At 75.0% G+C, this 15,063-nt stretch carries 19 protein-coding genes; 5 read left to right on the top strand and 14 right to left on the bottom strand.

The features are described 5' to 3' along the window. On the bottom strand, positions 1 to 849 hold an 849-nt coding region (gene mutM / locus VGP36_24065), incomplete at its 3' end, for a bifunctional DNA-formamidopyrimidine glycosylase/DNA-(apurinic or apyrimidinic site) lyase (GenBank protein HEV7657789.1). Between the two features lie 46 nt (positions 850 to 895). Between mutM and VGP36_24060 the strand changes: the two genes are divergently transcribed. After that, positions 896 to 1,306 (top strand): SRPBCC family protein, encoded by a 411-nt coding sequence (locus tag VGP36_24060; protein HEV7657788.1) that lies wholly within the window; start codon positions 896 to 898, stop codon positions 1,304 to 1,306. A gap of 128 nt (positions 1,307 to 1,434) precedes the next feature. Here VGP36_24060 and rnc read toward each other — a convergent pair whose 3' ends face one another. The 6 genes from rnc to rsmD all read right to left on the bottom strand — a co-directional run bounded on the left by rnc (position 1,435) and on the right by rsmD (position 4,649). Then, the gene (gene rnc / locus VGP36_24055) at positions 1,435 to 2,151 is read right to left on the bottom strand and encodes a ribonuclease III (protein ID HEV7657787.1); all 717 of its coding nucleotides are present in this window, start codon (positions 2,149 to 2,151) and stop codon (positions 1,435 to 1,437) included. A gap of 22 nt (positions 2,152 to 2,173) precedes the next feature. Continuing rightward, a complete protein-coding gene (rpmF, locus tag VGP36_24050; protein ID HEV7657786.1) occupies positions 2,174 to 2,353 on the bottom strand; it encodes a 50S ribosomal protein L32 in 180 nt (59 codons plus the stop codon). Between the two features lie 4 nt (positions 2,354 to 2,357). Next, positions 2,358 to 2,948 carry a DUF177 domain-containing protein gene (locus VGP36_24045; GenBank protein ID HEV7657785.1) on the bottom strand — a complete coding sequence of 197 codons (591 nt, stop codon included), beginning with the start codon at positions 2,946 to 2,948 and terminating at the stop codon, positions 2,358 to 2,360. 100 nt (positions 2,949 to 3,048) lie between these two features. After that, positions 3,049 to 3,591 carry a hypothetical protein gene (locus VGP36_24040; GenBank protein HEV7657784.1) on the bottom strand — a complete coding sequence of 181 codons (543 nt, stop codon included), beginning with the start codon at positions 3,589 to 3,591 and terminating at the stop codon, positions 3,049 to 3,051. Next, positions 3,592 to 4,098, bottom strand: coding sequence for a pantetheine-phosphate adenylyltransferase (gene coaD / locus VGP36_24035; protein HEV7657783.1), 507 nt, complete (start codon positions 4,096 to 4,098; stop codon positions 3,592 to 3,594). Next, positions 4,095 to 4,649 (bottom strand): 16S rRNA (guanine(966)-N(2))-methyltransferase RsmD, encoded by a 555-nt coding sequence (rsmD, locus tag VGP36_24030; GenBank protein HEV7657782.1) that lies wholly within the window; start codon positions 4,647 to 4,649, stop codon positions 4,095 to 4,097. Before rsmD ends, coaD begins: the two co-directional genes overlap by 4 nt. Positions 4,650 to 4,834: 185 nt before the next feature. Here rsmD and VGP36_24025 point away from each other — a divergent pair, with 185 nt between their 5' ends. Genes VGP36_24025 through VGP36_24015 form a run of 3 tightly spaced genes read left to right on the top strand, consistent with a single transcriptional unit; the run spans position 4,835 to position 7,405 of the window. Beyond that, entirely contained in the window at positions 4,835 to 5,647 is an 813-nt protein-coding gene (locus VGP36_24025; GenBank protein HEV7657781.1) for an ABC-2 family transporter protein, read from the top strand. Next, positions 5,640 to 6,440 (top strand): ABC-2 family transporter protein, encoded by an 801-nt coding sequence (locus VGP36_24020; GenBank protein HEV7657780.1) that lies wholly within the window; start codon positions 5,640 to 5,642, stop codon positions 6,438 to 6,440. Before VGP36_24025 ends, VGP36_24020 begins: the two co-directional genes overlap by 8 nt. Next, positions 6,437 to 7,405: an ATP-binding cassette domain-containing protein gene (locus VGP36_24015; protein ID HEV7657779.1), complete on the top strand. Its 969-nt coding sequence runs from the start codon at positions 6,437 to 6,439 to the stop codon at positions 7,403 to 7,405. The genes VGP36_24020 and VGP36_24015 overlap by 4 nt, the downstream gene beginning before the upstream one ends. A 4-nt stretch (positions 7,406 to 7,409) precedes the next feature. Here the strand turns inward: VGP36_24015 and recG are convergent, their stop codons facing one another. Beyond that, positions 7,410 to 9,575 (bottom strand): ATP-dependent DNA helicase RecG, encoded by a 2,166-nt coding sequence (gene recG / locus VGP36_24010; protein ID HEV7657778.1) that lies wholly within the window; start codon positions 9,573 to 9,575, stop codon positions 7,410 to 7,412. After that, the gene (locus VGP36_24005) at positions 9,575 to 11,170 is read right to left on the bottom strand and encodes a DAK2 domain-containing protein (GenBank protein HEV7657777.1); all 1,596 of its coding nucleotides are present in this window, start codon (positions 11,168 to 11,170) and stop codon (positions 9,575 to 9,577) included. Before VGP36_24005 ends, recG begins: the two co-directional genes overlap by 1 nt. Before the next feature lie 156 nt (positions 11,171 to 11,326). Between VGP36_24005 and rpmB the strand changes: the two genes are divergently transcribed. Then, positions 11,327 to 11,518: a 50S ribosomal protein L28 gene (gene rpmB / locus VGP36_24000; GenBank protein HEV7657776.1), complete on the top strand. Its 192-nt coding sequence runs from the start codon at positions 11,327 to 11,329 to the stop codon at positions 11,516 to 11,518. Positions 11,519 to 11,580: 62 nt separating this feature from the next. On the opposite strand, the gene VGP36_23995 is transcribed toward rpmB, so the two are convergent. Genes VGP36_23995 through VGP36_23975 form a run of 5 tightly spaced genes read right to left on the bottom strand, consistent with a single transcriptional unit; the run spans position 11,581 to position 15,062 of the window. Next, entirely contained in the window at positions 11,581 to 12,060 is a 480-nt protein-coding gene (locus VGP36_23995) for a hypothetical protein (protein ID HEV7657775.1), read from the bottom strand. A 43-nt stretch (positions 12,061 to 12,103) separates the two neighbouring features. Further along, positions 12,104 to 12,724, bottom strand: a complete 621-nt coding sequence (locus VGP36_23990) for a cytidylate kinase-like family protein (protein HEV7657774.1) — start codon at positions 12,722 to 12,724, stop codon at positions 12,104 to 12,106. A gap of 28 nt (positions 12,725 to 12,752) precedes the next feature. Beyond that, complete coding sequence (locus VGP36_23985) at positions 12,753 to 13,262, bottom strand: GNAT family N-acetyltransferase (GenBank protein ID HEV7657773.1); 510 nt, start codon at positions 13,260 to 13,262, stop codon at positions 12,753 to 12,755. Further along, on the bottom strand, positions 13,259 to 14,050 hold the full coding sequence (gene thiD / locus VGP36_23980) for a bifunctional hydroxymethylpyrimidine kinase/phosphomethylpyrimidine kinase (protein HEV7657772.1): 792 nt from the start codon (positions 14,048 to 14,050) through the stop codon (positions 13,259 to 13,261). The genes VGP36_23985 and thiD overlap by 4 nt, the downstream gene beginning before the upstream one ends. A gap of 10 nt (positions 14,051 to 14,060) precedes the next feature. Then, positions 14,061 to 15,062, bottom strand: a complete 1,002-nt coding sequence (locus VGP36_23975; GenBank protein HEV7657771.1) for a thiamine-phosphate kinase — start codon at positions 15,060 to 15,062, stop codon at positions 14,061 to 14,063. Position 15,063: the final 1 nt, after the last annotated feature.

The following is a 15,063-nucleotide window of genomic DNA, read 5'->3' as shown; positions in this document are numbered from 1 at the left end:
CCCCCGGCGCGGTCGCGGCTGGCAGCGCGGGCAGGTGTACGACGAGCGGTTCATGAACGGATCCCGCCGGATCGGCGTGCCGCAGCGCCGGCACGGCTCGTCCCGCCGGCCGTAGACGTCCAGCGAGCGCCCGAAGTAGCCGCTCTCGCCGTTGACGTCGACGTACAGCGAGTCGAACGAGGTGCCGCCGGCGGACAGCGCCTCCCCCATCACGTCCCGGACGCCCTGGATCAGGGTCGCGACCACGGGTGCGGTCATGGTCTCGGTCGGGCGCGCCCAGTGCAGCTTGGCCCGCCACAGCGCCTCGTCGGCGTAGATGTTGCCGATGCCGGAAACCAGCGACTGGTCCAGCAACGCGCGCTTGATCCCGGTCTTGCGCTGGCGCAGCGCCGCGGTGAACGCGGCCAGGTCGAAATCCGGGTCCAGCGGGTCCCGCCCGATGTGGGCGATCACCGCCGGCACCCCGTCCACCGTCGGCTCGACCGACAGCCCGCCGAACGTGCGCTGGTCGACGTAGCGCAGCTCCCGGCCGCCGTCGGTGAACGCGAGCCGGGCCCGCAGGTGCGGCCCGTCCGGCGTCTCCGGCGGCAGCACCAGCAGCTGGCCGCTCATGCCGAGGTGGCCGAGCAGCGCCTCGTCCGCGCCGGACAGCGGCAGCCAGAGGTACTTCCCGCGGCGCTCGACCGAGCTCAGCGTCCGGCCGGTCAGGCGGGCCACGACGTCGTCGGGGCCGGCGACGTGCCGCCGGGTCGCCCGCGGGTGCAGCATCTCGGCCTTGGCCACGGTCCGGCCGGCCACCCACCGCTCCAGCCCGCGGCGGACGACCTCGACCTCGGGCAGCTCCGGCACGCCGACCACGGTAGTGCCCGCCGGTACGGGGGTAGATCATGCGGCCATGGAGTACGAGGAGAGCCGCCGCATGCCGGCCGCCGCCGACGTCGTGTTCGACATCATGTCCGACGTCGAGACGATGCAGCGCTGGCTGCCGACCACCATGGACGTCGAGGAAGCCGGTCCGGACAAGCTGCACGTCGAAGGGGACGCCGGGGGCCGGCACTACGCCAGCGACGGCTTGTTCCGGGCCGAGAAGGAGCAGCTGCGGATGGAGTGGGGCAGCGAGGGCCCCGACTACGCGGGCTGGGCGCAGGTCTACCACGAGGGCGACGCCGCCTCCGAGGTGAACCTGCACCTCTCGTTCTTCGGCAAGCAGCCCCAGGCCCACCGCGGCGCCGCCGCCGACAAGACCCGCCAGGACATGGCCGAGGCCCTGGAACGCCTCGAAGACGAAGTCCGCAAGCGCGCTTGACCGCCGCCGGGGGCCCGTAACCCCCGGACGGGGCTCAGGTCCGGGGCCGGCCCGACCGCGTCCACCGAGCCCCGCCGGGGGCGGCGGACCCCATCACGTCCACGGCGAGGAGCCGGGCCCGCCCGCGGCTACTGGGTCCGGTCCTGCAGGACGGTCCACGCGGCCTCGGCCGCCTTCTGCTCGGCTTCCTTCTTGCTGCGGCCGGCACCGCTGCCGAACGACTCGCCGCCGACCCGGGCCACCGCCGTGAACGACTTGGCGTGGTCCGGGCCCTCCTCGCTCACGCCGTACTCGGGGACGCCGAGCGAGAGCGACGCCGTCAGCTCCTGCAGCGAGGTCTTCCAGTCCAGGCCGGCGCCGCGCTGGGCCGCGTCCGCCAGCACCGGGTCGAACAGCTTGTGTATGACCTCGTCGGCGACGCCCAGCCCGTGCTCGACGTACACCGCGCCGAGCAGGGCCTCCAGCGTGTCGGCCAGGATGCTGGCCTTGTCCCGGCCGCCGGTGACCTCCTCGCCCCGGCCCAGCCGGACGTACGCGCCCAGGCCGTCGGGGCCCAGCCGCCGGGCCACGTCGGCCAGCGCCCGCATGTTCACCACCGAGGCGCGCAGCTTCGCCAGCTGGCCCTCCGGCAGGTCCGGGTGGCCGTTGTAGAGCGCGTCGGTGATCACCAGACCGAGCACGGAGTCGCCGAGGAACTCCAGCCGCTCGTTGGTCGGCAGGCCGCCGTTCTCGTACGCGTAGGAGCGGTGCGTCAGGGCACGGCCCAGCAGCTCGGCCTGCAACTGGACGCCGAGCGCGCCCTCGAGCGAGGCCGGGTCGGGAACCGTGCGCGAACCGCCGTTCACGCCAACAGGTCGTCTCGCCCGGTCAGACCGCGACGACCTGCTTGTTGTCGTACGTCCCGCAGACCTTGCAGACCGTGTGCGGCAGCTTGGGCTGGCGGCAGGCGCGGTTCTCGCAGAGGACCAGGGTCGGGGCCGAGGTCTTCCACTGCGACCGCCGGGACCGGGTGTTGCTCCGGGACATCCGGCGCTTCGGGACTGCCACTGGATTACTCCTTCTCGGGACTTCCACCGAACCGCTCGGCGAGAGCGGCCCAGCGCGGGTCGGTCGTGGTGTGGGTGTGGTCGTCGGGCAGGTCGTCCAGGCGCTCGCCGCACTCGGCGCACAGCCCGCGGCAGTCGTCCCGGCACAGCGGGGACAGCGGCAGGTCGAGCACCAGCGCGTCGCGCACCACCGGCTCCAGGTCGAGCATGTCCCCGACCAGGTGGCTGACCTCGTCGTCCTCGGAGGTCTGCTCGGTCACCGAGTCCGGGTACGCGAACAGCTCGGTCACGTCGACGGACTCGGAGCCGGACACCGGGGTCAGGCAGCGGGCGCACTCGCCGGTCACCGGGGCGGTCACCGTGCCGGAGACCAGCACGCCCTCGACCACCGACTCCAGCCGCAGGTCCAGCCCGATCGGCGCGCCCGCGGGGATCCCGGCCAGCCCGGTCACCAGGTCGGCCGGCGCCGGGACCTCGGCCTGCACAGCACGCATCGACCCCGGTCGGCGGCCCAGCTCGCGCACGTCGAGCACGAAGGGCTTGCGGGGGTCGAGACGGGTCGTCGCCCGGTCGCGCGGCGTCGTTCTGGCTGGCATGGGTCGCTTCTCGAAGACAGGCAGGGACAGCCCGGGTACGGACCGACCGCCAAGGCTACCCGAGCCCTCGGCGGTACGTCGAAACGGCTAGTCGTATCGGCTAGTCGTGGGCCGGTTGGGCCAGCAGCTCGCGGCCGCGCTCGACGGTGCCGAGCAGCCGGGCCAGGGTGTCCTCCAGGACGGCGAGGCGCTGGTCCGCGTACGTGTCGGCGTCGGCCTTGAGTCGCACGGCCCGGTCCTCGGCCGCCTCCAGGATGCCCCGGGCCTCGGCCTCGGCGGCCCGCCGGACGCCGTCCGCGGAGATCATCCGTTCCGCGGTGGCCCGGGCCTCGGCCAGCATCCGGTCGGCCGCGTCCCGGGCCCCGGTGAGCACCCGGTCGGCCTCCGCGCGGGCGTCGGCGGTGATCCGGTCCCGGCGGTCGCGGGCCTGGCCGAGCAGCTCCTCGCGGGCGCCCATCACCTCGCGGGCGTCCTCCAGCGCCTCGGGCAGCGCGGCCCGCAGCTCGTCCAGCAGGTCCAGCGCCTCCTCGCGCGGCAGCACGCAGGAGGACGACAGCGGCATCGCCCGGGCCGACTCGACCAGGGCGACCAGCTCGTCCAGCGCGTCCGGCACCCGGCGCAGCGCGTCGCCGACGGCGGCCATCTAGCGACGTTCGTGGAGGCGGGCGGCGAGCCGTTCCAGCACCAGCGGGGGCACCAGCCGGCCGACGTCGCCGTCCCAGGTGGCGACCTCCTTGACCAGGCTGGAGGTCAGGAAGCTGAACTCCGGGTTGGTCGGCATGAAGAGAGTCTCCAGGCCGGTCAAGCCGTGGTTCATCTGCGCCATCTTCAGCTCGTAGTCGAAGTCGCTGACCGCGCGGATCCCCTTGACCACGACCGGGATGTCGTTGGCCTGGCAGTAGTGCACGAGCAGGCCGTGGAAGGAGTCGACGCGCACGTTGCCGTACTCGGCGGTGACCGACTTCAGCATGTCGATCCGCTCGTCGACGCTGAACAGGCCGGTCTTGCTCTTGTTCACCAGGACCGCGACGACGACCTCGTCGTAGAGCGTGCTGGCGCGGCCGATGATGTCGAGGTGGCCGAGCGTGACCGGGTCGAACGACCCCGGGCAGACGGCACGCCGTGGCGCGGGCGCGCTCCCGGTCGTCACGAGAGTCGACCGTACCAAAGGGTGCCCTCGCCGTAGCGGCGCTGTTTGAGAGGCTCGACACGCTCCGGCCAGGATGGGCCGGCGCCCCGGCTGGCCCGTTCCACCACCAGCACCGCGCCCGCCGCCAGCCAGCCCTCGGTCAGCCGGGTCAGCACGGCGGCGAGCTCGGCGTCGGCCAGCGCGTACGGCGGGTCGGCGAAGACGAGGTCGTGCTCGGCCGGCTCCCCCGCCAGCGTCCGCTCGACCTTGTCCCGGCGGACGGTGACCCGGTCGGCCAGGCCGAGGGTGGCCGCGTTGCCGGTCGCGGTGGCGGCGGCGCGGGCGTCGGCGTCGACGAGCAGCGCGTGCGCGGCGCCGCGGGAGACCGCCTCCAGGCCGACCGCGCCGGAGCCGGCGTAGAGGTCGAGGACCCGGGCGCCGGCGAGGTCGAGCAGTCCGGACAGGGTCCCGAACAACGCCTCCCGCGCCCGATCGGAGGTCGGCCGCGTCCGCTCCCCCGGCGGCACGACCAACCGCCGCCCCCCCACCTCCCCCGCCACGATCCGAGTCATCTGATCACCCTAAAACCTCGGGGCGGCCCCCGACCGGTCTCTCCACCGGGCCCGCCGGAGGCGGCGGACCCCATCGCCGCCCCGCCGGGGCCGGAGGACCCCATCGCCCCCGGGGATCACCGGTCCCGTCGGGGCCGGCGAAACGCGTGGCCGGGGACGAGCCGGCGGCGTAATGTCCTTCGATTGTGTCTGCGCTGCCTTCACCCGGGGCGGCGGGGGCGCTGGTGGTCGCCGGGTTCCGGCGGTACGCGACGTACCGGCAGGCGACGCTGGCGGGCGCGTTCACCAACACGGTCTTCGGCGTGATCCGGGTGTCGATCCTGTTCGCCGCCGCGGACGCCGCCGGCGGCACGGTGGCCGGGTACGACCGGGCGGCGCTCTCGACGTACACCTGGGTCTCCCAGGGGATGATCGCGATGGTCTGGCTGTTCAGCTGGACCCAGGTCACCCAGCGGGTCCGGACCGGCGACGTCGCCATCGACCTGGGCCGGCCGGTGCACCCGATCGCGGCCTGGCTGGCCGAGGACGTCGGCCGGGCCGGGCAGGCCTGCCTGATCCGCTTCGCCGGGCCGCTGGTCGTCGGCGGGCTGCTGTTCGGGCTGCGGGTGCCGACCCGGCCGGAGACCGTGCCGCTGTTCGTGGTCTCGGCCGCGGTGGCCGTGCTGGTCAGCTTCGGCGGCCGGCTGCTGGTCAGCCTGGTCGCGTTCTGGCTGGTCGACGTCCGCGGCGTGATCAACCTGTACGTCCTGGCCTCGAACGTGCTGTGCGGGCTGCTGGTACCGATCCACTTCCTGCCCGGCTGGGCCCAGGCCGTGGCGTACGCGACCCCGTTCCCGTCGGTGCTGCAGACGCCGCTGGACATCGTCACCGAGCGGTCCACCGGCGCGGCCGCGCTCGGGCTGATCGGCGTGCAGGTGGCCTGGGCGGTCGTCCTGCTCGGGGTTGGGGTGGCGGTGTTCGGGCGCGGCACCCGGCGGCTGGTGGTGCAGGGTGGCTGACGCGCGCGTCTACGGGATGCTGCTGCGGGCCGGGATGGCCGGGCAGACGACGTACCGGGCCTCGTTCGTGCTGGAGGTGCTCGGCACCGCGTTCGGCGTCGGGCTGGACTTCATCGAGGTCTTCGCGGTCTTCCACCAGGTGCCCTCGATCGCCGGGCTGTCCTTCACCGAGGTCGTGCTGGTGTTCGCGATCTCCTCGACCGGGTTCGCGACCGCCGACCTGCTGGTCGGGCAGAGCGACGCGGTGATCCAGCACGTCCGCTCGGGCACGTTCGACGTGGTGCTGCTGCGGCCGCTGTCGGTGCTCGGCCAGCTCGCCGCGGCCGACCTGCAGCTGCGCCGGCTGGGCCGGGTCGCGGTCTCGCTGGTGCTGCTGGTCGCCGTACTGACCCGGCTGGACGTGGACTGGACGGCGGCCCGGGTGGCGATGCTGGCGATCGCGCCGGTCGCGGCCACGGTCGTGTTCGGCGCGCTGTTCGTGGTCGCCGGCGCGGTCTCGTTCTGGCTCGTCGAGGGGACCGAGGTGACCAGCGCGCTGACGTACGGGTCGGGATATCTGGGCGAGTGGCCGACCGCGGTGCTGAGCCCCGTGCTGGCGCGGTTCTTCACCTTCGTCGTGCCGGCGGCGTTCACCGGCTACCTGCCGGCGCTGGCGATCCTGGGCCGGTCCGACCCGAGCGGGCTGCCGGACTGGCTGCCCTGGGCCTCGCCGCTGGCCGCCCTCCTCGCGGCCGTCGCGGCCGGCCTGCTCTGGCGATCCGGGATCCGGCACTACGTGGGAGCGGGCGGATGAGCATCATCGAACTGGACGGGCTCACCCGGCACTTCGTCGTCCGGCGCCCGGGACGCCGGTTCCGCCGGGAGAAGCGGGTCGTACGGGCGGTCGACGGGATCAGCTTCTCCGTCGCCGAGGGCGAGTGCGTCGGCTACATCGGCGCGAACGGGGCCGGCAAGTCGACCACCGTCAAGATGCTGACCGGGATCCTGGTGCCGACCTCGGGCCTCGTCCGGGTCTGCGGCCTGGAACCGGTACGGCAGCGGCGGGAGCTGGCCCGCCGGATCGGCGTGGTCTTCGGGCAGCGCAGCCAGCTCTGGTGGGACCTGCCGCTGGCCGAGTCGTTCCGGCTGCTGGCCGCGATCCACCGGCTGCCGCCGGCGCAGGCGGCCGACCGGCTGCAGCGCTGCGTCGCGCTGCTGGACCTCTCGCCCTTCCTGGACACGCCGGTCCGGCAGCTCTCGCTGGGGCAGCGGATGCGCGGCGAGGTCACCGCGGCGCTGCTGCACTCCCCGCAGCTCCTGCTGCTGGACGAGCCGACCGTGGGACTGGACATCGTGAGCAAGGAGGCGCTGCGGACGTTCCTGGCCGACGAACGCCGCGAGGCCGGGACCACGATCCTGCTCACCACCCACGACCTGCCCGACATCGAGCGGCTCTCGAACCGGGTCGTGGTCGTCGACGGCGGCAAGGTCGTGCACACCGGCGACCTGGCCGGGCTGGCCGCGGCGGCCGGCGTGGACCGGGTGCTCACGGTCGAGCTGACCACGCCGGCCGCGCCGCTGGCCGACGTACCCGGCACCCGGCTGCTCTCGGTCGAGGCCGGCGGGCTGCGCCAGAACCTGGCCCTGACCGGCTCCGCCGCCGCGGCCGTCGCCGCCGTCTCCGCCCGGGTCGAGCTCCGCGACCTGACCATCGCCGAGCCCGGCATCGAGGACGTCGTCGCCCGCCTCTACCGCCGGGCCGCCAGCACCCGAACCTGAGTGGTCAGGTCTTCTCGAGGAACTCGGAGCGTTCCTTCTCGGTGAGGGCGGTGACGGCGGCGGCGAGGCCGGGGTGGTCGGCGAGCTCGGGGTCGGCGGCGACGATCGTGCTCGCCTCCTCCCGGGCGGTCGTGATGAGGTCGCGGTCCCGGATCAGCGACAGCAGCTTGAACGAGGACCGGCCGGACTGGGCCTCCCCCAGCACCTGCCCTTCCCGGCGCTGCTCCAGGTCGAGCTCGGCCAGCTCGAAACCGTCCACAGTGGACGCCACCGCGTCCAGCCGCTCGCGGGCCGGCGTCCCGGCCGGGGAGTCGGTGACCAGCAGGCAGAGCCCGGGCGCGCTGCCCCGCCCGACCCGGCCGCGCAGCTGGTGCAGCTGGGAGATGCCGAACCGGTCGGCGTCCAGCACCGCCATCACCGTCGCGTTCGGCACGTCCACGCCGACCTCGACGACCGTGGTCGCGACCAGCACGTCGACCTCGGCCGCGGCGAAGGCCCGCATCACCGCGTCCTTCTCCTCCGCCGGCAGGCGGCCGTGCAGGATCCTGACCCGCAGCCCGTGCAGCGGGCCCTCGGCCAGCCCGGGTGCGACGTCGAGCACCGCGATCGGGGGTCGCCGGCTCTCACCGTCCTCTTCGGACGGTTCCTCGTCCTCGTCCGGGTCGGTGCCGCCGATCCGCGGGCAGACCACGTACGCCTGGTGGCCGGCGGCGACCTCCTCCTTGATCCGGGTCCAGACGCGGTCCAGCCAGGACGGCTTCTCCCCGGCCGGGACCACGGTCGAGGCGATCGGCGACCGGCCCCGGGGCAGCTCCCGCAGCGAGGAGACCTCGAGGTCGCCGTACACGGTCATGGCGACGGTGCGCGGGATGGGGGTCGCGGTCATCACCAGCACGTGCGGGGCATCGCCCTTGGCCCGCAGCGCGTCCCGCTGCTCGACCCCGAAGCGGTGCTGCTCGTCGACCACGACCAGGCCGAGGTCGAGGAACTCGACGCCCTCGGAGAGCAGCGCGTGGGTGCCGACCACGATGCCGGCGTCGCCGGAGACCGCCGCCAGCATGGCCCGGCGCTTGGCCGCGACCGGCAGCGAGCCGGTCAGCAACGCGATCCGGGTGGCCTGCTCGGCCCCGTCCAGCTCGCCGGCCCGGGCCAGCGGGCCGAGCAGCGCGGCCAGCGAGCGGGCGTGCTGCGCGGCCAGCACCTCGGTCGGCGCCAGCAGCGCGGCCTGGCCGCCGGCGTCGACCACCTGCAGCATCGCCCGCAGCGCGCAGACGGTCTTGCCCGAGCCGACCTCGCCCTGCAGCAGCCGGTGCATGGGGTGTTCGGACGCCAGCTCCGACGCGAGCGTCTCGCCGATCCCGACCTGCCCGCCGGTGAGCGGGAACGGCAGCGCCGCGTCGAACGCGGCCAGGATCCCGTCCGTACGGGGCGGGCGGGCCTTGCCCGGGCGCTCGGCCGCCGCCCGCCGCCGCTGGGCCAGCAGCGCCTGCAGCGGCAGCGCCTCCTCCCACTTCAGCCGCTTCCGGGCCCGCTCCAGCGCGCCGTAGTCGGCCGGGCGGTGGATCCCGCGCAGGGCCGACTCCAGGTCGATGAGGTCGTGCCGGGCCCGGATCCCGGACGGCAGCGGGTCGACCGGCGGGTCGAGGGAGTCCAGCGCCATCCGTACGCAGCGGGCGATCGTCCAGGTCGGCGTGGCCGAGGTGGCCGGGTAGACCGGGATCAGGGCGCCGGCGAACTCCTCGATGTCGCCCTTGGACTCCTCGGCGTCCAGGATCCGGAAGTCGGGGCTGTTGAGCTGCCGCTTGCCGTTGAAGACCGTGACCTTGCCGGCGAACAGGCCCTGCCGGCCGACCTCCAGCTCCTTCTCCCGCCAGGGCTGGTTGAAGAACGTGAGCTTGAGCGTGCCCTGGCCGTCGGTGATCTCGGCCTCGACGATCGTGCCGCGGCGGGCCCGCATCTGCCGGCGGCCGACCTTGCTGACGCGGGCGAACACGGTGACGTCCTCGCCCGGGCTGAGGTCGCGCAGGTTGGTCAGCTTGCCGCGCTCGGCGTACCGCCGCGGGTAGTGCCGCAGCAGGTCCCCGACCGTCTCCAGGTCGAGCCCCTTCGCCAGCGGGGTGGCCGTCTTCCCGCCGACGAGATCCTCCAGCGGGGTGTCCAGGCGGGCCATCACTCCACCCCGGCCAGCAGCGGTACGTCGGGCCGCGCCACCGGGTACACCGCCACCTCCACCCCGGGATGGTCCCGGACGAGCCGGCGTTCCAGGGCGTGGCCCAGCTCCGCGTCGGCGGCCCCGAGCACCAGCGTCACCAGCTCGCCACCGCCGGACAGCATCCGGTCCAGCACCTCGGCCGCGACCGCCGTCTGCTCGGACCCGATGACCACCACCTCGCCGTCCACCAGACCGAGGATGTCACCCGCCTGGCAGGGACCGGCCATCGTCAGCGCGTCGCGCTCGGCCGGGAAGACCTCGGCCCAGCGGGTGGCCGCGGCCGCCTCGGCCATCGCGATGATGTCGTCGCCGAAGCGGCGGCCCTCGTCGTGCACGGCCACCGCGGCCAGCCCCTGCACCGGCGAGCGGGTCGGCACCACGGCGACCTCGATCCCGGCGGCCCGGGCCCGGCGGGCGGCGGCGTCGGCGATCGCGACCAGCTCGACCCGGCCCGGCAGCACGACCGCGGCCGCGGTCCCGGCCGAGAGCACCGCGTCCAGCACGGCGTCCTCGGTGCCGTCCGCGACCAGCACGCCCTCGGCCACGAACAGCTCCGCGACGCCGGCTCCGGGGGCGACCGCGACCACCGAGGTGCCGTCCCGGCGGAAGTCCGGCGGCGGCTCGTCGGCGAAGCGGGTCACGGTGATCCGGTGCGGGCGGCCGGCCCGGACGCCGGCCTCGATCGCGGCGCCGACGTCGTTGACGTGCACGTGCACGGTCCAGGTGCCCTCGCCGGTGCCGACCACGACCAGCGAGTCGCCCAGCCCGGTCAGCTCCTCGCGGAGCGCGCCCGGCTCCTCGGCGTCGAGCAGGTACTGCACCTCGTAGTCGTACGCGTCCGAGCCGGTCTCCCGGACCGTGTCCCGGGGGGCTCGGGAGCGGCCCCGCTGCACCGGGACCGGGTCGCCGCCGACCACCGCGGCCAGCGCCTCCAGCAGCAGGCAGAGGCCGCGGCCGCCGGCGTCGACCACGCCGGCCCGGGCCAGCACCGGCAGCTGCTCCGGGGTGCGTTCCAGGGCCCGGGCGGCGCCGCGGGCGGCGGCCCGGGCGACCTCGGCCAGCGAGTCGCCGGCGGCGGTGGCGGCCTCGGCCGCGGCCCGGACCACGGTGAGCATGGTGCCCTCGACCGGCTCGGCCACGGCCTCCCAGGCCAGCCGGGCCGCGCGCGCCAGCGCCGCCCCCAGCGCCCGTCCCCCCGACCCCATCGCCTCCGCCGAGCCGGCCCCCGAGCCCGGGTCCGGGGGGTAGGCCGGGAGGGACTCGGCGAGGCCGCGGAGGACCTGGCTGAGGATGACGCCGGAGTTCCCCCGGGCGCCGAGCACGGCGCCCCGCGCCATCGAGGCGAGCGTCGCGGCCAGGTCCCCCGGCGGGTCCGTACGCACCGCCGAGTCGGCCGCGCGCAGGGTCAGCAGCAGGTTCGTGCCGGTGTCCCCGTCCGGCACCGGGTACACGTTGAGGTCGTCGATCTCCGCCCGGGCCGCCTCCAGTGCCGCGACCGCCCCGGTGCACCAGCGCCGGACGGCCGACGGGTCCAGCACCTCGATCGCCGCCACCTCCGTACGCTCGTCCCGGACACGTCCCCGGCGGCGAGGGTACGACCTCGGCCCGCCCCGTTTGGTCGCCCCTCGCGCCGCTGGCTACACTGGCGCGGTTGCCCGGCCCAGCGAGCCGGTGCAGGACGATCCGGAAATCATCAGAGGAGTTCCCCCGTGGCCAGCGTGTGCGACGTCTGCGGCAAGCGGCCCGGCTTCGGCAAGTCGGTGTCCCACTCCCACCGTCGCACCTCGCGCCGGTGGAACCCCAACGTGCAGACCGTCCGCGCACTGGTCTCCCCCGGCACCCGCCGCCGGGTCACCGTGTGCACGTCCTGCCTGAAGGCCGGCAAGGTCACCCGGGCCTAGACCAAGGCCCGCAACGACATCGAGGCCCGCTCCCGAACCGGGAGCGGGCCTCGTCGTGTGCGTCAGACCGTCGTCTTCTTCTGGCCCAGCCAGGTCCCGGCGGCGTAGTTGAGCCCGCCGAGGCCCAGGCCCGTCGAGAGCGCCAGCAGCGCCTGGGCGATCTTGCCCGAGGTGCTGAAGCCGTCCGCGGCGAGGAAGAAGATGAAGCCGAGCACGCCGGCGACCGCGCAGACGTAGCCGATGTAGGTCAGGAACGTCGCCGCCTGCGAGACCTTGTCGTGCGGGGCCTTCGCGGTGGCCGGCGAGGACGCCGGGTAGCTGCCGGAGGGGTAGCCGCCGGGCTGGTAGCCGCCGCCGGCGGGCGGCTGGGGCTGCTGGGGCTGCTGGTAGCCGCCGCCGTACTGCTGCGGCTGCTGACCCGTCGGGTACGACGGCTGCTGCCCGGACGGCTGCCCGCCGTACTGCTGCTGGGCGCCGTGCTGCTGGCCGCCGTAGCCCTGCTGCGGGTCGTACTGGCCGGAGCCGTAGGTGGGCTCGCTCATGTCCTGCCTCTCTCGTTGCCGGTCAGGGCCGGGGTCGCTGGTGTCACAGACCCCGGGCACGCGCCGCTGCGACGACCAGGTCGGCCGCGGCGTTCCAGGGGATCGCGGTGGTGTCGAGCACCAGGTGATAGTGCCGGGCGTCGGCCGGATCGGCCCGGTAGAAGTTCCTAACGTACGCGGCCCGCGCGGCGTCGTTGGAGCGCAGCGTCCGGCGCACCTCGGCCTCGGGCCGGCCCGAGCGCTGCACGGCGTGGGCGATCCGGGTCTCCACCGGGCCGTCCAGCCGGACGTGCAGGGCGTCGTCCCGGCCGGCCAGCACCAGCGCCGCGGCCCGGCCGAGCACCACCCCGCCGACCTCCGCGATCTCGAGCAGCACCTCCTCGGTCTTCTCCCGGAAGGCGTGCTCGTCGGAGAACGTGTGGTACGCCAGCGGCCCGGCCCCGGCCATCTCCGGCACCAGCGCCATCGAGGAGATCACCCGCCACAGGCCGCGGTCGGTGGTCTCGTCCCGCTGCTGGGCCAGGTCCAGCGGCACGTCGAGCTTGCGGGCGACGCCGGCCGGCACCGCCCGGTCCACGAACGGCAGGCCGAGGGCCGCGGCGACGGCCGGGCCGATCTCGCTGCCGCCGGCGCCGTACGACGCCGAGACCGTGACGACTCCCACGGACCGAGAGCATGGCAGACGGGCTGCCTCACTCGACCAGGCGTTTGCCGTACGCACGGGACAGCGGCGCGCCGGCGTAGTGGCCGAAGCCGTCGATCAGCTCGTACCCGGACGAGGCGTAGAGGGCCATCGCCTCCGGCTGGACCAGGCCGGTCTCCAGCACCAGCTGCCCGATCCCGGCCGCGGCGGCGGTCCGCTCCAGCTCGGCCAGCAGGGCCCGGGCGACCCCGCGGTTGCGGTACCAAGCCACCGTGAACATCCGCTTGACCTCGGCCCGCCGCTCGCCGAGGTCCCGCCGGTCGCCGAGGTCCCGCCGGTCGCCGAGGTCGCGCCGGTCGCCGAGGTCGCGCCAGCCGCCGCAGCCGGCCGGCTCGCCGTCGACCGTGGCCAGCAGGAACAGCCCCCGCGGCGGGGCGAACTCGGCGGCGTCGATGGGCGCGGCGTCCGGACCGCCGTAGCGGAGGACGTACTCGCCCTGGATCAGCTCGATGAGGTCCTTGACGACCGGGTCGTCCAAGCGGGCGACCGTGATGCTCACCGCCACCGCCAGCCGTGGTCGACCGGGCCGATGCCGGCGCCGAGGGGGAAGCCGTGCGCGATCGCCCCGGTCACGTACGCCTTGGCCGTCTCGACCGCGTCCGGCAGCGGGTCGCCGAGGGCCAGCCGGGACGCGATCGCGCTGGCCAGCGTGCAGCCGGTGCCGTGGGTGTGCCGGTTGTCCAGCCGGGCCGCCCGGTACGTCCGCTCCTCGCCGGCCGCGGTGAGCAGCAGGTCGACCGCGTCCCCGGCCAGGTGGCCGCCCTTGACCAGCACCGCGGCCGGGCCGAGCGCGAGCACCGCCTCGGCCGCCTCCCGCAGGCCGGCCTCGGTGTCGACCTTGACGCCGGTGAGCTGGCCCACCTCGTACAGGTTGGGGGTGACGAGGGTGGCGACCGGCAGCAGCGTCTCGCGGACCGCGGCGACCGCGTCGGCGGCCAGCAGGGAGTCGCCGTGCTTGCTCACCCCGACCGGGTCGACCACGACCGGCACGCCCACCCCGGCCAGCACCTCCGACACGGCCGTGACCAGCTCGGTCGAGGCCAGCATGCCGGTCTTCACCGCGTCCACGCCGATGTCGCCCAGCACGCTGTCGAGCTGGGCCCGGACGGCCTCGACCGGCAGCTCCCAGTAGCCCTGGACACCGAGCGAGTTCTGCGCGGTCACCGCGGCCAGCACGCTCATGCCGTGCACGCCGTGGGCCAGCATCGTCTTCAGGTCGGCCTGGATGCCGGCGCCGCCGCCGGAATCGGAACCGGCCACGGTCAGGACCCGGACAGGTGCAGTCACCCGGACCACGTTAGCGAGCGAAGTGGTCGAACCCCTCGGGCCCGTCGTACGCGCTGCCGTCCACGACCACGCCCCGCCCGCGGGCGACCCGGCCGATCACCCGCCACGGCGCCGGCGGCGGGCTCGCGCCCGGGAACGTCGCGGCCAGCGCGTGGTCGTCGCCGCCGGCCAGCACCCAGTCCAGCGGCTCGACCCCGAGCGCGCGGCCGACGTCGCGCAGCTTGGCCGGCACGTCCAGCTTGGAGGTGTCCAGCTCGATCCCGACCGAGCTGGCCAGCGCGACGTGCAGCAGGTCGGCGACCAGCCCGTCGCTCACGTCCACCATGGCGGTCGCGCCGAGCTCGGCCGCCCGCGGCCCCTGCCCGTACGGCGGCTCGGGGCGGCGGTGCGCGGCCACGACCGAGACCGGCGAGCGGAACCCGCGCCCGAGCACGGCCAGCCCGGCCGCGGCCCAGCCCAGCCGCCCCGTGTACGCCACGACGTCGCCCGGCCGGGCCCCGGCCCGGGTCACCGGCTGCCGCCCCTGCAGGTCACCGAGCGCGGTCACCGCCACCATCAGCACCTCCGCGCGGACCACGTCGCCGCCGAGCACCCGCACGCCGAGCGGGTCGCACTCGGCCCGCATCCCGTCGGCCAGCCCCTCCAGCCAGGCCACCGGCGTGTCCGGCGGCACCGACAGCCCGACCAGCAGCCCGGTCGGCACCGCGCCCATCGCGGCCACGTCGGCCAGGTTCTGCGCCGCGGCCTTGTGCCCGACGTCCTCGGCCGTGGACCAGTCGCGCCGGAAGTGCCGCATGTCGACGAGCAGGTCGGTGGTCGCGACCACCCGGCCGTCCGGCGTGGCCAGCACCGCCGCGTCGTCGCCGGGGCCGAGCACCGGCGCCGGCGCCGTGCTCGCGGTGAAGCGCGCGGTCAGCCGATCGACGAGCCCGAACTCCCCGACCTCAGCGACAGTGATGGCACGTGTCCTCTCGGTGAGATCATTCCGGGTCGACTGAGGTAGATTTTCCACC

The organism is Mycobacteriales bacterium (genome assembly GCA_035995165.1).
GTDB lineage: Bacteria > Actinomycetota > Actinomycetes > Mycobacteriales > CADCTP01 > CADCTP01.
Note: the sequence above shows the minus strand (reverse complement) of the source record. Positions and strands in the feature narration are given on the sequence as shown.